Here is a 14,047-nt window from a genome sequence, read left to right as displayed (position 1 = left end):
AAAAGGTCACCCCGGGGTGGCGGAGCCGCAGTTGTTCGAGCTCGTGGGGGATGTCGTCGCGCACGTGGGCTCCCGGAAAGAGGAAGAAGGGCACGATCACCACGGTCCGGGCCCCGGCCGCGGCGCCCCGGTCCGCCGCCGCGGCGAGGCCGGGTTGCGCCATCTGCAAGAAGGCCACCTCCACCCGGGTCTCCCCGAGGAGCGCGGCCACCTGCCGGGCCACCCCGTCGAGCGCCGCGTTGGCTTCGGGGAGCCGGCTCCCGTGGCCGAGGAGGATCACCGCCGTATGCGTGTCTTGCATGGCTCCCGGTTTCTCTGGAGGGGCTGAAACCATATCCGGCCGCGATGCTCACACAGGGGTTTCTCGGGTGTCAAGCGCACGGCAGGGGCGCGAAAGGACCCCAAGGACCCCAAGGACTGCGAGGACGGGGGCACTCGTCCTTTGGGCCGTTGCCGTCACCTGAGTCCTTTCGGAGTCGTGCCTCGCCCCCGGCAGCCCGAACTTCCCCCCCGGGGTCCGCCCCCTGCCCCCCGGGAGCGGCGGACGCCGCGCCCCGGCACCCGGTTTTCCGCGCCGGGTCGCCCTTGGGGCGCTTGGCACCCCTCTTGCTACGTCCCCCGGCAGGAGGGCGCGACGATGATCCGAGCGCTGTACACGGCCACGAGCGGGATGATGGTGGAAAGCCGGAAGATGGACCTCCTGTCCCACAACCTGGGCAACGTCCAGACGCCAGGGTTTCGCAGCTCGGGGCTCGTGCGCCGGGAGGTTCCCACCGGGGGCACGGCCACGGACGTGCAGACCGCCCAGGCCGAGCACTTCCTGGACCCGAGCTCCGGGCCCCTGCGCACCACCGGGCGCCCCCTGGACCTGGCCGTTGACGGGGAAGGCTTCTTCGCCGTGGAGACGCCGGGGGGCGTGGCCTACACCCGCAACGGGGGGTTCGCTCTGCGTGCAGACGGTTCCCTGGTGGACCGCGCGGGCAACCCGGTGCTGGGGGAAGACGGCCCGGTACGGGTGCCGGGGCAGGGCGAGGTGCAGGTGGGCGGCGACGGCACGCTGCGGGTGGAGGGCCGCCGGGTGGATCGGTTGCGCCTCGAGACCTTCGAGGACGCGCAGGCGCTTCGCCCCGCGGGCGCAAGCCTCTACTACCCTGTTGCCGGCGCCCAGGCGGTGCCGGCGGAGAACGGCCGCGTGGTGCAGGGAGCCTTGGAGGGCTCCAACCTGGACGGCGTGGCCGGGATGACCCGCATGGTGGAGACCCTGCGGGCCTTCGAGGCATACCAGAAGGCAATTCAGACGGTGGACGAAGCCACTTCCCAGGCAGTGCGCCTGGGCCGCGTGGCCTGAGCCGGGCCGCGGAAACGGGAGGAGACGCAATGATTCGAGCCCTTTGGACCGCCGCTGCGGGCATGCAGGCCCAGCAGGTCAACGTGGACGTGATCGCCAACAACCTGGCCAATGTGAACACCACCGGGTTCAAGCGGACCCGGGCCGACTTCCAGGACCTGCTCTACCAGTCGCTGCGCTCGGCGGGCGCGGCCTCGAGCGCGGGGGGAGAGTTTCCCACGGGCTTCGAGGTGGGGCAGGGTGCCCGGGTCATCGGCACCGCCAAGGTGTTCAGCCAAGGCGACTTCCGGGAGACCGGCAACCCCCTGGACCTGGTGATCGAGGGCGACGGCTTCTTCCAGATCACCCTGCCCAACGGCGCCACCGCCTACACCCGCTCCGGCTCCTTCAAGGTCGACTCCCAGGGGCGGCTGTGCACCAGCGAGGGCTGGCTGCTCGCCCCCGAGGTCACGATCCCCCCCAACGCCGTGGAGGTCACGGTGGGGAGCGACGGCACGGTCTCGATCCTGAACGGCGACACGGGGGAGGTGGAGGATCTGGGCAACCCTATCGAGCTCGCCCGGTTCTCCAACCCCGCGGGCCTGAAATCCACGGGTCACTCCGCCTACCTGGCCACCCCGGCATCGGGGGAGGCCATCACGGGCAGCGCGGGGTCCCTGGGCCTGGGGGCCATCAGTCAGGGCTTTCTCGAGATGAGCAACGTGAGCGTGGTGGAGGAGATGGTGAACCTCATCGCCGGGCAGCGGGCCTACGAGGTGAGCTCCAAGGCGATCCAGGCGTCGGACGAGATGCTCCAGATGGCCAACAACGTGAAGAGGTAACGCCGTGCGCGCCCTGATCCTCGCAGCGATCCTGGGCCTCGGGTCCTTCCAGGTCCCCTTCGCCCAGGCCTCCTCCTACCGCGTTGCTCCCCGGGTTTCGGTGGCCGCCGAGGACGTCACCCTGGCCGACCTCGTGCCCGGTGCCCCCCGGGGCTGGACCCAGGTGGCCCTGGGCCGGGCGCCCCGGCCGGGCAGCGAGCGCGTGCTGAGCGGCGCGTGGGTGCTCCAGCGGGCGCGCCAGGTGGGGGCCGAGGGCCTGCTCCTGGTTCCCGAGGACGTGGTGCTGGTGCGCGGCGGGCGCGACATCGCCCGCGAGGACGTGGAGGAGGCCGTGGAGCGGGCCCTGGCGGGCCGCCTGGGTCCCGGGGAGGAGCTTCGGGTCACCTCGGTCTCCCTGCCCCGTCCGGTGACCGAGGGCATCCTCGAGCTCCAGGCGGTGGTGCCCGAGGGCGCCCTCTCGTCCCCCGCCACCGTGTGGGTGGACGTGCTCGTGGACGGGGAGCGGGCCGCCCGGGCCTGGGCTCGGGTCGAGATGTTCCGCAGCAGCCCGGTCCTGGTGCTCGCCCGGGAGGTGCGCCGGGGCGACGTGCTCTCCCCCGAGGACGTGGCCGTGCAGTCCGGGAGCCCCGGCCCGGGAGCCCTGGCCGATCCCCTGGAGGCCGTGGGCCGCCGGGCGGTGCGCCGGCTCCCTGCGGGGGCGCCCCTCGCCGCCCGGGACCTGGAGTCGGTGCCCGCGGTGAAGAGGGGGGATACGGTGCGCCTGGTGGCGCGGGTGGGGGGCGTCACCGCCACCACCCTGGGGAAGGCCCTGGAGACGGCCGGGGTGGGCGACACCCTGCGGGTGGAGAACCTCTCGAGCGGGCGCAGCCTGGCCGGAGTGCTCCGGGACGGCGGCGTCGTGGACGTGGCGAGGTGATGGGATGAGAAGGACGTTCGGGCTCGATTTCGCCCTCTTCGCGGCTTCGGCGGTGCTCGGTGGCTGCGCCACCGGCGGAGCCCACCTGCAAGAGCCCCCCTGGCCGGCCCCCACGCCCCTGGCCCCGGTGGCCCGGACCATGGACCGCTCGGTGCAGCCCACGAGCCTGTGGGTGGACGCCTCACCCCTGACGCTCGCCTACGAGGACCGCCGGGCCCGGGAGATCGGCGATCTGGTCACCGTGGTGGTGGTGGAGTCGAGCGAGGCGAGCCGCGAGGCGAGCACCGGCATCTCCCGGGACGCCTCGGTCTCCGCCGAGATCTCCAACCTGGCCGGCATCGACCTCAACCGGGGGGGCTTCGAGCCCAAGCTCGGGGCGTCCACCGCCAACAGCTTCCGGGGTGCCGGCACCACCAAGCGCAAGGACCTCCTGCGCACCCGGGTGGCGGCCCGGGTCGTCCAGGTGCTCGAAGACGGCAACCTGGTCCTGGAGGGCCGCCGCCAGGTGAAGGTGAACGAGGAGACCCAGTACCTCTTCGTGCGGGGCATCGCCCGCCCCTCGGACATCTCCCCCGCCAACACGGTGACCTCCACGGATCTCGCCGACGCCCAGGTGCTCTACGGCGGCCAGGGGCTCCTGGCGAGCCAGCAGCGCCCCGGGTGGCTGTACCGCATCGCCGACGCCGTGTGGCCGTTCTAGGAAGAGGGAGATCATGAGGACGCAACCCTTCGCCGAACTCCTTGCCCGCGCCGCCGCTGTGGTCCTGGTCCTCTCGCTGGCGGCCCCCGCCGCCGCCGCGGTGCGGGTCAAGGACGTGGCCAAGGTGGACGGGGTGCGGCGCAACCAGCTCCTGGGCTACGGCCTGGTGGTGGGCCTCAACGGCACCGGCGACAAGTCCGGCACCGAGTTTACCACCCAGACCACCGCGAACCTCCTGGAGCGCCTTGGAGTGGCGGTTTCCGCCCGGGACATCCAGGTGAAGAACGTGGCCGCCGTCATCGTCACCGCCGAGCTTCTGCCCTTTACCCGGTCGGGGCAGCGGGTGGACGTGTCGGTCTCGTCCCTGGGCGACGCCAAGAGCCTCCAGGGGGGTACCCTGCTGCTCACGCCCCTGCGGGCCCCCAACGGCGACGTGTACGCGGTGGCCCAGGGGGCGCTGGTCCTGGGGGGGTTCGCCGCGGCGGCCGGGGGAGCCGGCGTGCAGAAGAACCACCCCACCGTGGGCCGCATCCCCGGGGGCGCCCTCCTGGAGCGCGACGCCCCCCTGCCGCCCCTGGGGGACGGGCACGTGGACCTGGTGCTGGACCGGCCCGACTTCACCAGCGCGGCGCGCCTGGCCCGGGCGGTGGATCGGGCCCTGGGGGAGGGCCACGGCCGGGCGCTCGACGCCGGCCGGGTGCGGGTGGTGCTGCCCGAGGAGCGGGCGGACGACCCCGTGGCGTTTCTCTCGGACCTGGAGCGCCTCACCGTCGAGACCGACGCGGTGGCCCGGGTGGTGCTCGACGAGCGCACCGGCACCGTGGTGCTCGGCCAGGACGTGACGCTTCGCCCCGTGGCCATCAGCCACGGGAGCCTCACGGTGCGGGTGACCCCCTACCTGGAGGTCAGCCAGCCCGAGCCCTTCTCCGAGCGCGGCCGCACGGTGGCCCGGGACCGGGCCGACGTGGAGGCCGAGGAACAGGGTGGCCAGGTCTTCCTGGTGGAGCCGGGGGAGACCCTGGCGAGCCTGGTGCGGGCCCTCAACGCCCTGGGGGTGACGCCCCGGGACCTGGTCTCGATCTTCCAGACTCTCAAAGCCGCCGGCGCCCTCGAGGCGGAGCTGGAGATCCTGTAATGAACCCGCTGGCCCTGCACCACGCCGCCCTGTACCGCCCCCCCGCGCTCGGCCCTTCGGGCCCCGGCGCACCCCTGCCCCGGGATCTGGAGGGGGCCTGTCGGGCCCTGGAGAAGGAGTTCGCCACGCTGCTCTTCCAGAAGATGCGCCAGGCGGCGGTGCCGCGCTCCGGGTCGGCCGGCGGCTTCGCCCGGGAGACGGCCGAGGCGCTCCTGGACGCCCAGTGGGCGGAGCTGGCGAGCCGCGGGGAGGGGCTGGGGCTCGCCCAGGCCCTGCTCCAGCGGCTGGCACCCCAGGAGGTAAAGTCGGGCCCCCCGGGAGCCGATCAGAGACGCGAGGCCGGAGCAGACCGCAAGGAGGCGGGCCATGAACCGGAGAGAGGTATTGGAGCTCCTGGTGCACGTGTGGGGAGTCCGGGACGGCAAGAGGCTGCGGGAGCTCACCCGGGCCTTCCTGGCCTACCAGGGCCGGCGGCGGTACGGGGGGCTCGCCCTCCCCTAGCCGGGGGGGAAGAAACGTGAGGACACATGAGAGTCCGGGATGGGTTCTCCGGGGGATCGGGGGCGCCCCAGCGGGCGGCTCCTCGGAGCCGGCCGGAGCCCGTGGGGTTTTCGGGGGCCGGCCAGGCCGGGGATGCCGTGCGCTTGACCGGGCGCAGCGCCGAGATCCATCGCGCCCGGGCCCTGGCCCTGGGGGCGCCCGAGGTGCGCGAGCCCCTGGTGCGGCGCCTGGCGGACGACATTGCCCGGGGAGCGTACCGGGTGGAAGGGGCCCGGGTGCTCGAGGTCCTCTTGCGGGAGCACGGGTTCGAAGCGAGGGGCTAGCATGAGCCCCGGGGGTACAGGCACGGGGACGGGGACCGGGACCCAAGGGCCCACCGCGGATCTCCGGGAGGCCGCGGGCCGGGAGGCCGCCGCCGCCCGCGAGCTCGCGCAGGCCCTGCGCCGGGCTCGGGAAGCCGCCCAGGGCCGGGACGGGGGGGCGCTGGAGGCCGCCCTGGGGGCGGCGCGCCAGGCCTCCGACGAGCTGGCCCGGGCCGGTGGCCGGCGCACGCGCCTGGCGGCCGAGGCGGCCCGGCGGATCGGGTACGGAGCCGAGACCGCCCTGTCCCGGGTTCTGGATCCGGCGGCGGCCGCAGAGCTCCAGCAGGGCCTCGAGGCCGCCTCCCGGGAAGCCGCGGTGCTGGGCCTGTGCGTGCGCTACGCCTCCTCGGTGGCCGGACACCTGGCGGCCCTGGCCCGCAGCGGCCCCTGTTACGACCCCGCCGGCCGGGTGGGGTGCGGCCCCCGGCTGGCCGGGCGCACCGCCTGAGGACGCAAGGAGAGGGACGCCGTGGCCAACATCTTCTTCGGCCTCAACATCGGGCGCTCGGCGCTCACCGCGCACCAGACGGCCCTGGACGTGACCGGCCACAACCTGGCCAACGTCCAGACCGAGGGGTACTCGCGCCAGCGGGTCACCCTGACCCAGAGCCTGCCGATCCAGACGCCCCAGGGGGCCGTGGGCTCGGGGGTGGATGCCGCCCGCATCGAGCGCCTCCAGATGGGCTACCTGGAGCGCCAGATCGTGCGGGTCGCGTCCCAGAACGGGCTCGACGTGGCCCTGGCCCGGGGGCTCGAGGAGCTCCAGTCGACCCTGGGGGAACCCTCCCAGAACGGGCTCAACGCAGCGCTGACCGAGCTCTGGAACGCCTGGGACGCCCTGGCGGCCCGCCCCACCGACGCTTCCCTGCGGGCCCAGGTGCTGGATCGGGCCGAGCACCTGGCCCAGGTGTACAACCAGAAGATCGGCAACCTGGAGGCCCTGGAGAGCCGGTTCGACGAGGCGGTCTCCGACGCCCTGGGCGACGTGAACGCCTGGGCCCGGCAGCTCGCCGACCTCAACGGCCGCATCGCCAAGTCCGAGGCGGCGGGGTACATGGCCAACGACCTGCGCGACCAGCGGGACGGCCTGGTGCGGCAGCTCGCGGGCGTGCTGGGGGTCGAGGCCGAAGCCGACGGCTCCTACCTCAACCTGCGGCTGGCCAACGGGGGGCCCTACCTGGTCAACCGCATCCACGCCTTCGAGATGACCGCGACCCGCGACGCGGCGGGCCACCTCTCGGGGTTCCGGGTGGGGCAGGGGCCCGTGACCCCGTCGGGGGGCGAGCTGGGCGCCCTCCTGGAGCTGCGCGACACGCTGTCCCCGGGCCTCCGGGAGGAGCTCGCGCGCTGGATGGCCACCGTGGCGGACCGGACCAACGCGCTGCACACGGCCGGGGTGGACCGGGACGGGGAGCCGGGCCGCAATCTCTTCACCTTTACGGGCGGCGCGGCGTCGGTGGCCGTGGCCCCGAGCACGGGGATCGCCTCCATCGCCCCCGGTGCCGCGCTGACCCCGGGCACCCACCGGCTCGAGGTCGTGGGGGTGGATTCCTCCCTGACCCCCAATGCCCTGGGGAACCTGGGCGCGGGTACCTTGACCCTGACCGCGGCCGGCGCCTACACCGGCGACCCGGTGCTCAACCGGGACTATCACGTGCGCATCGTCTCGGAGAACGCGGCGCCGGGCAACCTGGAGGGGCTTCGCATCCAGCTCTTCCGGGGCGACGAGGCCGTGGGCCCGGTGGTGTCCTTCGACGCCGCGGCGGGGGTCTCGGCCTCGGCCGTGGCGCTGGGGTCGGTGGACGGGCTCGCCTTTGCCGTGGACGTGGCCGCCCCCGGAGCCGGGACCTTCTCCTCCCTCCAGCGCAGCGACGGGCTCTCCACCACCGGGCTCGTCTCCCTGGACGGGGGGCCGGCGGTGGCCGTGGACCTGACGGGCGCCAACAACCTGACCTTCACCGGGGGAACGGCCCAGGGGTTCCTGGCCGGGGGCACCGCCACGGTGAACTTCTCCGGCGGCCCCTTCGGGGGCACCACCTTTACCCTCTTCGGGGCCGGCGGCCGCCTGGCCGTGGACCCGGTGGTGGCCCGCGATACCGACAAGCTCGCCGCCGCCCGGGCCCCGGTGGGGGGCGCGGCCCCCGCGGTGGGCGACGGGGAGACCGCCCGGCGCATCGCGGATCTCGCCGTCCAGGGCATCTTCGAGGAGATCGGGGAGACCGCCGCCGGCTTCCTGGGGCGGGTGGTCCAGTCCCTGGGCGCCCGGGGCCGCGACGCCCGGGTCTTCGAGGAGGCGAGCACGTCGGTGCTGCTCCAGCTCGACGCCCAGCGCGAGAGCGTCTCGGGGGTGAACGTGGACGAGGAGATGGTGCAGCTGCTCCAGTACCAGCGGGGCTTCGAAGCCGCGGCGCGGTTTCTCACCACCGTGGACAGCCTGATCGATACGCTCATCAACCGGGTCGGCCTGGTCGGGCGGTGAGCCGGGGCGGCCAGGAGGATCTTCCATGCGCGTCACCCAGCGGACCATCCAGGACACCTGGGTCCGGAATCTCCAGAACCGGCTCGGCTCCATCGACCAGCTCAACCGCCAGATCGGGTCGGGCGTGCGGGTGGACAAGCCCGCCGACGACCCCTCGGGGGCGAGCCGGGTGGTGCGCATCCAGGAGGTGGTGGCCCGCACCGAGCAGTACCTGCGCAACATCAACGAGGCGCTCTCGGTGCACCGGGCCACGGAGTCGGCCCTGGAGCAGGCCTACCAGAACCTCATGCGCGCCAAGGGCCTCGCGGTGGAAGGTGCCAACGACGCCAGCGTGCCGATGACCAACAGCTTTACCGCCCTGGCCGACGAGGTCCGGGGCATTCGCGCCGGGGTGCTCCAGCTGGCCCTGAGCAAGCACCAGGACAAGTACCTCTTCTCCGGCACCGCGGGAGAGGTGGCGCCCTTCCCGGAGGGGGGGGGCGCCTACCGGGGGGACTCGAACCTCCTGCGGGTCAACACCGGCAACGGCCAGAGCGTGGCTGTGAACCTCCCGGGGGACCGGGCCTTCCGGGAAACCGAGGCCCGCAGCCCCAATCCCCTGCCCGGAGCCGTGACCCTGGGGGGAGACCTCTCCTTCCAGGCGAGCGACGGGACCACGGCCGTGACGGTGACCGTTCCCGCCGACCGGGACGGGGACGGCGTCGCCGATCCCTACACCCCCCGGGAGCTGGCCGACGCCGTGGACGCGGCGCTGCGGGGCTCGGGGGCCAACCTGGCGGCCCGCCTCAACGACGACGGCACGCTCTCCGTCGTCCTGGCCGACACCCTGGCGCCCGGGGAGCTCACCCTGACCGACCTCTCGGGGAACCTGGAGCCGGCGCTGGGCCTCTCGGCCGGCACCAAGAACGTGTTCGGGGTCCTGGACGACCTGGCGGCGGCCCTGGACTCCCAGGACGCCGGCGCGGTGTCGCGCCTGCTGGGGCGGCTCGACCGCGCCATGGACGACCTGCTCAACCAGCGGGGCCTCCTGGGCGCCCGCTCCCGCAACCTGGAGTTTGCCCGGGACCGGCTCGAAGCCCACAACCTGACCAACGAGACCCTCAAGTCGGACATCGAGGGGGTGGACGTGCCGGGGGCCGTGGTTAAACTCTCGGCCGAGGAGCAGGCCTACCAGATCGCCCTGGCCGCCGGGGCCCGGATCTTCAACGTCTCCATCCTCGATTTCCTGCGCTGAACCCACCCTGCGGAGGTTTGCCACCGTGCAGATCCAGACCCGGGCCTTCGGGCCGATCGACATCGACGAGCAGCAGGTCCTCACCCTCACCGAGCCCATGGTGGGGTTTCCCGGTCATCACCGGTTCGCGGTGCTGGATCCGGACCCGGAAGCCCCGTTCAAGTGGTTCCAGGCGGTGGACCGCGAAGACCTGTGCTTCCTCATCGCCGACCCCCGGCACTTCTTTCCCGACTACCGGGTCGAGCTCAAGGCCGCCGCGCTGGCCGACCTCCAGCTCACCGAGGGCTCCGAGGCCGCCGTGGCCGTGGTCCTCAACGTGCCCGGCGACCCCGCCCAGGCCACCGCCAACCTCCTGGCGCCCGTCATCTTCAACGCCGGCAGGAAGCTTGCCCGGCAGATGATCCTCGACGGCTCGGGCCACGGCGTGCGCACGCCCCTCTTCCCCGAAGAGAAGCGTGTGTGCCACGGCTCCTGACGAGGGTGTTTCCAAAAGGGAGCACTTCTTGAATCGGGGGTTCGAAACGGGTATAGTCCGCCGGAAATTGCCCGTTTGCCTTCCGTTTCGGGGGTCAGGATGCTCGTTCTCACCCGCAAGGTAGACGAATCCATCATGATCGGGGACTCCATCGAGGTGAAGGTCCTCGGCATCGACGGCAACAGCGTCAAGCTCGGGATCCAGGCTCCCCGAGAGGTGCCCGTGCACCGCAAGGAAATCTACGAAGAGATCCGCAAGGAGAACGTGGCCGCCACCCAGGGTCCCCCCCTGGACCTGGGCCGGCTCAAGGGGCTCCTAAAGAAAGAAAAGTAACGGCGGCGCGTGGCAGGTTGCCCGTTGCGGGTTGGAGAAGATCTTCCAACGAGCAACCCGCAACGTGCCCCGTCCTCACCGCACGGTGAGGACGGGGCACGGGCTTTCCCGCCGTACCCGCTCCCCCACGCTCTCGAAGGCCAGGTGCTGGAGCACGTGCTGGGCCCGGGTCTCGGGCCGCTCGCCCACCACCACCAGGTCCAGCTCCGCCTCGGCCGCGTAGGCCACGATCTCCCGGTGGGGCTGGCCCTCCCGCACCACGGTCACCACCGGAACGTCCCCCAGCGGCTCCCCCCGCAGAAAGTCTTCGAACCGCCGGCGCGACCGGCTTCGCACCCGCTCGCACAGGCGCCGGTGGTTTTCCTCGGGCATGGTGATGAAGAACAGCGGCCGGGGCGGCGGCACGCTGTGGACGTGGAGGAGGTGGAGCTCCGCCCCCAGGTCGGCCGCGAGCTCCAGGGCCTTGTGGAAGGCCCGCTTGGAGCGCGGCGAGAAGTTGGTGGCCAGGAGGATGCGGTGGAAGGAGCGGGCCCTTCCCGGGGCCGGGGCGGTGCGTGGTTCCATCGGTTTCCCCTCCTCGCGGGGCTGTCTCGGCGTCGCAATTGGTATCGGTATCGCTATCGAAATCGGAGCACGATACCGATCCCGATACCGACGGGGACGCGGAGTCGCCCCAGATTCCGGGCACGTCCCGTGCGCCAGCCCCCCTCAGCTCTCCCCGGTGGCCCGGCCCTGAGCCTCCCGCCGCCGGCGCCACCACTCCAGGCGCTTGGCGATCTCCTTCTCGAAGCCGAAGCGGCCGGGGGCGAAGTACCGGCGGCCTTCCAGGGCGTCGGGCAGGTAGCTCTGGGCCACGACCCCGTCGGGGTGGTCGTGGGGGTAGAGGTAGCCCTCGCCGCACCCCATCTCCCGGGCGAGCCGGGTGGGAGCGTTGCGCAGGTGCAGGGGCACCGGGAGGTTTCCCCGGCGGCGCACGTCGTCCCGAGCCTTGAGGTAGGCGGCGTAGGAGGCGTTGGACTTGGGCGCGGTGGCCAGGTACACCGCCGCCTGGGCAAGGGGGATGAACCCCTCGGGCATGCCCACGAAGTGCACGGCCTCTTTCGCGTCGAGCGCCAGCCGCAGGGCCGCCGGGTCGGCGTTGCCCACGTCCTCCGAGGCGAAGATCACGAGCCGTCGGGCGAGAAAGAGGGGGTCCTCCCCGGCTTCGACCATGCGGGCGAGCCAGTACAACGCGGCGTCCGGGTCCGAGCCGCGCAGGCTCTTGATGAGGGCGCTCACCACGTCGTAGTGCCAGTCGCCGGTGGCGTCGTGGTAGAGGGTGGGGCTCTGGAGGACCGCGGAGAGGTCTTCGGCCTCCACGGTGCGCACCCCGTCGGGCCCGGGTTCCCCCGCGGCCGTTCGGGCGGCGGCCTCCAGGAGGTTCAAGGCCCGGCGCGCATCCCCCTGGGCCGTGCGCAGCAGCAGCGCCTCGGCCCCCTGCGAGAGCCGCACCGGCCGCTGGCCCAGGCCTCGCTCCGGGTCCGCCAGCGCCCGCCCCAGGATCCCCCGCAGGGCCTCGGGCCCCAGGGGCTCCAGGCGCACCACCAGGGTGCGGGAAAGGAGCGGTGAGACCACCTGGAAGGACGGGTTCTCGGTGGTGGCGCCCACGAGCGTCACCGTTCCGGCCTCCACGTGGGGGAGCAGGGCGTCCTGCTGGGCCTTGTTGAAGCGGTGGATCTCGTCGAGGAAGAGCAGCGTGCGCTCCCCCCGGCCGCGCCGCGCCGCGGCGTCGGCCACCACGTCGCGCACGTCCTTGACCCCGGCCAGCACGGCGGAGAGGGGCACGAAGCGGTACCCGGCTTCCCCGGCCAGGAGCCGGGCGAGGCTCGTCTTTCCGCTCCCCGGGGGACCCCAGAGCAGCAGCGAGGGGAGCTCCCCCTGCTCCAGCGCCCGCCGCAGGGGGCGCCCCGGCTGGAGGAGCGCGTCCTGGCCCACCACTTCGTCCAGGGTGCGGGGCCGCATGCGCTCGGCCAGGGGGGGCCGGGGATCGGCGCTCGCGGCCGCAGGGCGCAAGGGCTCGTCGCCGGACAGGTCTGCCGATGGGTCGTACACCGAGGCGCGGACCTCTGCTTTCGGGGCCTTCATGGGTCTGCTAGAATAGCACACCCTCTGCCAGCCCAGCAGGAGCACCGTTGCGGCCCTCCCAGATCGCCCTCTTCCGAAAGAAGACGACCCCCCGGGCCGACCAGGTCGCCCTGGAGCTGGGGGCCTGGGCCCGGGCCCGGGGTCTCCACGTCCTGGACGAGGACGAGCTCGAGCGCCGGGTGGCCGAGGACCGCGGCCCCGAGGTGGACCTGCTCGTGGTCCTGGGGGGCGACGGCACCTTCCTGGCCGCAGTGCGGGCCCTGGGCGGCTGCGAAGTCCCCATCCTCGGCGTGAACCTGGGCCACCTGGGGTTCCTCACCGAGATCGCCCAGGACGAGCTCCATCCCACCCTGGAGCTCTTCCTGGAGGGCAAGACCGCCCTGGAGCCCCGCACCGCGCTCGGGTGCACGGTGCGGCGGGCGTGCGGGGAGACCGCCGAGTACCACGTGTTGAACGACGTGGTGGTGAACAAGGGCGCCCTGGCCCGGATCAGCGAGCTCGAGGTCCGGGTCGACGGGCACTACCTCACCACCTACCGGAGCGACGGCCTGATCCTGGCAACCCCCACCGGCTCCACGGCCTACAGCCTCTCGGCGGGGGGCCCCATCGTGACCCCCGATCTGCCGGCCATGCTGCTCAGCCCCATCTGCCCCCACACCCTCACCCACCGGCCCATCCTGCTGCGGGACTCCTCCCAGGTGGAAGTGCGGCTGCTCTCCAAGAACGGGGAGGTCTTCCTGACCCTGGACGGCCAGGAGGGCTTCGAGCTGGAGCAGGGCGACGTGGTGCGGGTGCACAAGTCCGGCCGGCGGGTGCTCCTGGTGCGCTCCCTCTACCGCGACCACTTCCAGGTGCTGCGCACCAAGCTCATGTGGGGCGGCTCCTACGGGGGGGAAAGGGCGTGATCGAGCTCCTGCGCATCCGCGATTTTGCCCTGGTGGACGCGGTGGAGCTGGAGCTCGGGTCGGGCTTTACGGCGCTCACGGGGGAGACCGGCGCGGGCAAGTCCATCCTGCTCCAGGCCCTGGGGCTGCTCCTGGGGGAGCGGGCGAGCCGCGAGGGGGTTCGCGCCGGGGCCGAGGCCGCCCGGGTGGAGGGGCTCTTCTCCCCCGCGGGTCCGGCCCGGGCCGCAGCCTCGGCAATCCTCGACGAGGCCGGGATCCCCCGGGAGGAGGGGGAGTCCCTGGTGGTGGCCCGCACGGTGGGCGCCGACGGCCGAAGCCGCGCCCACGTGAACGGGGCCCTGGCCCCCCTGGCGGTCCTGGCGCGGCTGGGCGCCCACCTGGTGGAGGTCTCGAGCCAGCACCAGCACCAGGGCCTCCTGCGGGAAGAGACCCACCGCGACCTCCTGGACGCCTCCCTCGACGCCCGGGGAAGGGTGGCGCAGGACGCCTACCGGGGGGCCTTCGCCTCGTGGCGCGCCGCCGAGGCCGAGGTGGGCCGGCTTGAAACCCTGGAGGCCCGCGCGCGGGACCGGGCGGAGGCCTTGCGCGTCCAGGTCCAGGAGCTTCGGGCCGCCCGGATCGAGCCGGGCGAAGCCGAGCGCCTGCGGGCAGAGCGGGACCTCCTCGTCTACGCCGAGAAGCTCCTGGAGTCATACGGGATAGCGGAAGCCGAGC

Annotated in this window: 17 protein-coding genes and 1 pseudogene; 15 read left to right on the top strand and 3 right to left on the bottom strand. The window is 73.1% G+C overall.

Annotated elements, in window-relative coordinates; all coding sequences use genetic code 11:
* Positions 1-301: CbiX/SirB N-terminal domain-containing protein (locus tag AB1578_15995; GenBank protein MEW6489404.1), on the bottom strand; the 301-nt coding region annotated here is incomplete at its 3' end.
* A 336-nt stretch (positions 302-637) separates the two neighbouring features.
* Here AB1578_15995 and flgF point away from each other — a divergent pair.
* The 13 genes and pseudogenes from flgF (at position 638) to csrA (ending at position 10,304) form a co-directional block, all read left to right on the top strand.
* The gene (flgF, locus tag AB1578_15990; GenBank protein ID MEW6489403.1) at positions 638-1,348 is read left to right on the top strand and encodes a flagellar basal-body rod protein FlgF; all 711 of its coding nucleotides are present in this window, start codon (positions 638-640) and stop codon (positions 1,346-1,348) included.
* A gap of 29 nt (positions 1,349-1,377) precedes the next feature.
* The gene (gene flgG, locus AB1578_15985) at positions 1,378-2,169 is read left to right on the top strand and encodes a flagellar basal-body rod protein FlgG (GenBank protein ID MEW6489402.1); all 792 of its coding nucleotides are present in this window, start codon (positions 1,378-1,380) and stop codon (positions 2,167-2,169) included.
* Between the two features lie 4 nt (positions 2,170-2,173).
* Positions 2,174-3,085, top strand: coding sequence for a flagellar basal body P-ring formation chaperone FlgA (gene flgA, locus AB1578_15980; GenBank protein MEW6489401.1), 912 nt, complete (start codon positions 2,174-2,176; stop codon positions 3,083-3,085).
* A 4-nt stretch (positions 3,086-3,089) separates the two neighbouring features.
* Complete coding sequence (locus AB1578_15975) at positions 3,090-3,785, top strand: flagellar basal body L-ring protein FlgH (protein ID MEW6489400.1); 696 nt, start codon at positions 3,090-3,092, stop codon at positions 3,783-3,785.
* 13 nt (positions 3,786-3,798) lie between these two features.
* A complete protein-coding gene (locus AB1578_15970; GenBank protein ID MEW6489399.1) occupies positions 3,799-4,920 on the top strand; it encodes a flagellar basal body P-ring protein FlgI in 1,122 nt (373 codons plus the stop codon).
* Positions 4,920-5,186: pseudogene (locus AB1578_15965) on the top strand (rod-binding protein). Before AB1578_15970 ends, AB1578_15965 begins: the two are co-directional and overlap by 1 nt.
* A 100-nt stretch (positions 5,187-5,286) precedes the next feature.
* Entirely contained in the window at positions 5,287-5,421 is a 135-nt protein-coding gene (locus AB1578_15960; protein MEW6489398.1) for a hypothetical protein, read from the top strand.
* Between the two features lie 26 nt (positions 5,422-5,447).
* On the top strand, positions 5,448-5,744 hold the full coding sequence (locus AB1578_15955) for a flagellar biosynthesis anti-sigma factor FlgM (protein MEW6489397.1): 297 nt from the start codon (positions 5,448-5,450) through the stop codon (positions 5,742-5,744).
* A 1-nt stretch (position 5,745) separates the two neighbouring features.
* Complete coding sequence (locus AB1578_15950) at positions 5,746-6,231, top strand: hypothetical protein (protein ID MEW6489396.1); 486 nt, start codon at positions 5,746-5,748, stop codon at positions 6,229-6,231.
* A 21-nt stretch (positions 6,232-6,252) separates the two neighbouring features.
* Positions 6,253-8,262 carry a flagellar hook-associated protein FlgK gene (flgK, locus tag AB1578_15945; protein MEW6489395.1) on the top strand — a complete coding sequence of 670 codons (2,010 nt, stop codon included), beginning with the start codon at positions 6,253-6,255 and terminating at the stop codon, positions 8,260-8,262.
* A gap of 25 nt (positions 8,263-8,287) precedes the next feature.
* On the top strand, positions 8,288-9,496 hold the full coding sequence (gene flgL, locus AB1578_15940; protein MEW6489394.1) for a flagellar hook-associated protein FlgL: 1,209 nt from the start codon (positions 8,288-8,290) through the stop codon (positions 9,494-9,496).
* Positions 9,497-9,521: 25 nt separating this feature from the next.
* The gene (locus AB1578_15935; GenBank protein ID MEW6489393.1) at positions 9,522-9,971 is read left to right on the top strand and encodes a flagellar assembly protein FliW; all 450 of its coding nucleotides are present in this window, start codon (positions 9,522-9,524) and stop codon (positions 9,969-9,971) included.
* A gap of 99 nt (positions 9,972-10,070) precedes the next feature.
* Positions 10,071-10,304, top strand: coding sequence for a carbon storage regulator CsrA (gene csrA, locus AB1578_15930; protein ID MEW6489392.1), 234 nt, complete (start codon positions 10,071-10,073; stop codon positions 10,302-10,304).
* A 75-nt stretch (positions 10,305-10,379) separates the two neighbouring features.
* On the opposite strand, the gene AB1578_15925 is transcribed toward csrA, so the two are convergent.
* Complete coding sequence (locus tag AB1578_15925; protein MEW6489391.1) at positions 10,380-10,868, bottom strand: universal stress protein; 489 nt, start codon at positions 10,866-10,868, stop codon at positions 10,380-10,382.
* 144 nt (positions 10,869-11,012) lie between these two features.
* Entirely contained in the window at positions 11,013-12,428 is a 1,416-nt protein-coding gene (locus AB1578_15920) for a replication-associated recombination protein A (GenBank protein MEW6489390.1), read from the bottom strand.
* Between the two features lie 47 nt (positions 12,429-12,475).
* Here AB1578_15920 and AB1578_15915 point away from each other — a divergent pair, with 47 nt between their 5' ends.
* Positions 12,476-13,333 (top strand): NAD(+)/NADH kinase, encoded by an 858-nt coding sequence (locus AB1578_15915; GenBank protein MEW6489389.1) that lies wholly within the window; start codon positions 12,476-12,478, stop codon positions 13,331-13,333.
* The coding region (locus AB1578_15910) for an AAA family ATPase (protein MEW6489388.1) at positions 13,330-14,047 on the top strand (718 nt) is incomplete at its 3' end. The genes AB1578_15915 and AB1578_15910, both read left to right, overlap by 4 nt.

The sequence above is a fragment of the Thermodesulfobacteriota bacterium genome, assembly GCA_040756475.1.
GTDB lineage: Bacteria > Desulfobacterota > Deferrisomatia > Deferrisomatales > JACRMM01 > JBFLZB01.
The sequence above is the reverse complement of the archived record's forward strand: the minus strand, read 5'-3'. Positions and strand labels throughout refer to the sequence as shown.

Excerpts from the sequence above, each read along its gene's own strand:
- AB1578_15920 (MEW6489390.1), bottom strand. The coding sequence starts at position 12,428 with ATGAAGGCCCCGAAAGCAGAGGTCCGCGCCTCGGTGTACGACCCATCG.
- AB1578_15960 (MEW6489398.1), top strand. The coding sequence starts at position 5,287 with ATGAACCGGAGAGAGGTATTGGAGCTCCTGGTGCACGTGTGGGGAGTC.
- AB1578_15955 (MEW6489397.1), top strand. The coding sequence starts at position 5,448 with ATGAGAGTCCGGGATGGGTTCTCCGGGGGATCGGGGGCGCCCCAGCGG.
- flgF (MEW6489403.1), top strand. The coding sequence starts at position 638 with ATGATCCGAGCGCTGTACACGGCCACGAGCGGGATGATGGTGGAAAGC.
- AB1578_15975 (MEW6489400.1), top strand. The coding sequence starts at position 3,090 with ATGAGAAGGACGTTCGGGCTCGATTTCGCCCTCTTCGCGGCTTCGGCG.
- csrA (MEW6489392.1), top strand. The coding sequence starts at position 10,071 with ATGCTCGTTCTCACCCGCAAGGTAGACGAATCCATCATGATCGGGGAC.
- flgL (MEW6489394.1), top strand. The coding sequence starts at position 8,288 with ATGCGCGTCACCCAGCGGACCATCCAGGACACCTGGGTCCGGAATCTC.
- AB1578_15925 (MEW6489391.1), bottom strand. The coding sequence starts at position 10,868 with ATGGAACCACGCACCGCCCCGGCCCCGGGAAGGGCCCGCTCCTTCCAC.
- AB1578_15950 (MEW6489396.1), top strand. The coding sequence starts at position 5,746 with ATGAGCCCCGGGGGTACAGGCACGGGGACGGGGACCGGGACCCAAGGG.
- AB1578_15970 (MEW6489399.1), top strand. The coding sequence starts at position 3,799 with ATGAGGACGCAACCCTTCGCCGAACTCCTTGCCCGCGCCGCCGCTGTG.
- flgG (MEW6489402.1), top strand. The coding sequence starts at position 1,378 with ATGATTCGAGCCCTTTGGACCGCCGCTGCGGGCATGCAGGCCCAGCAG.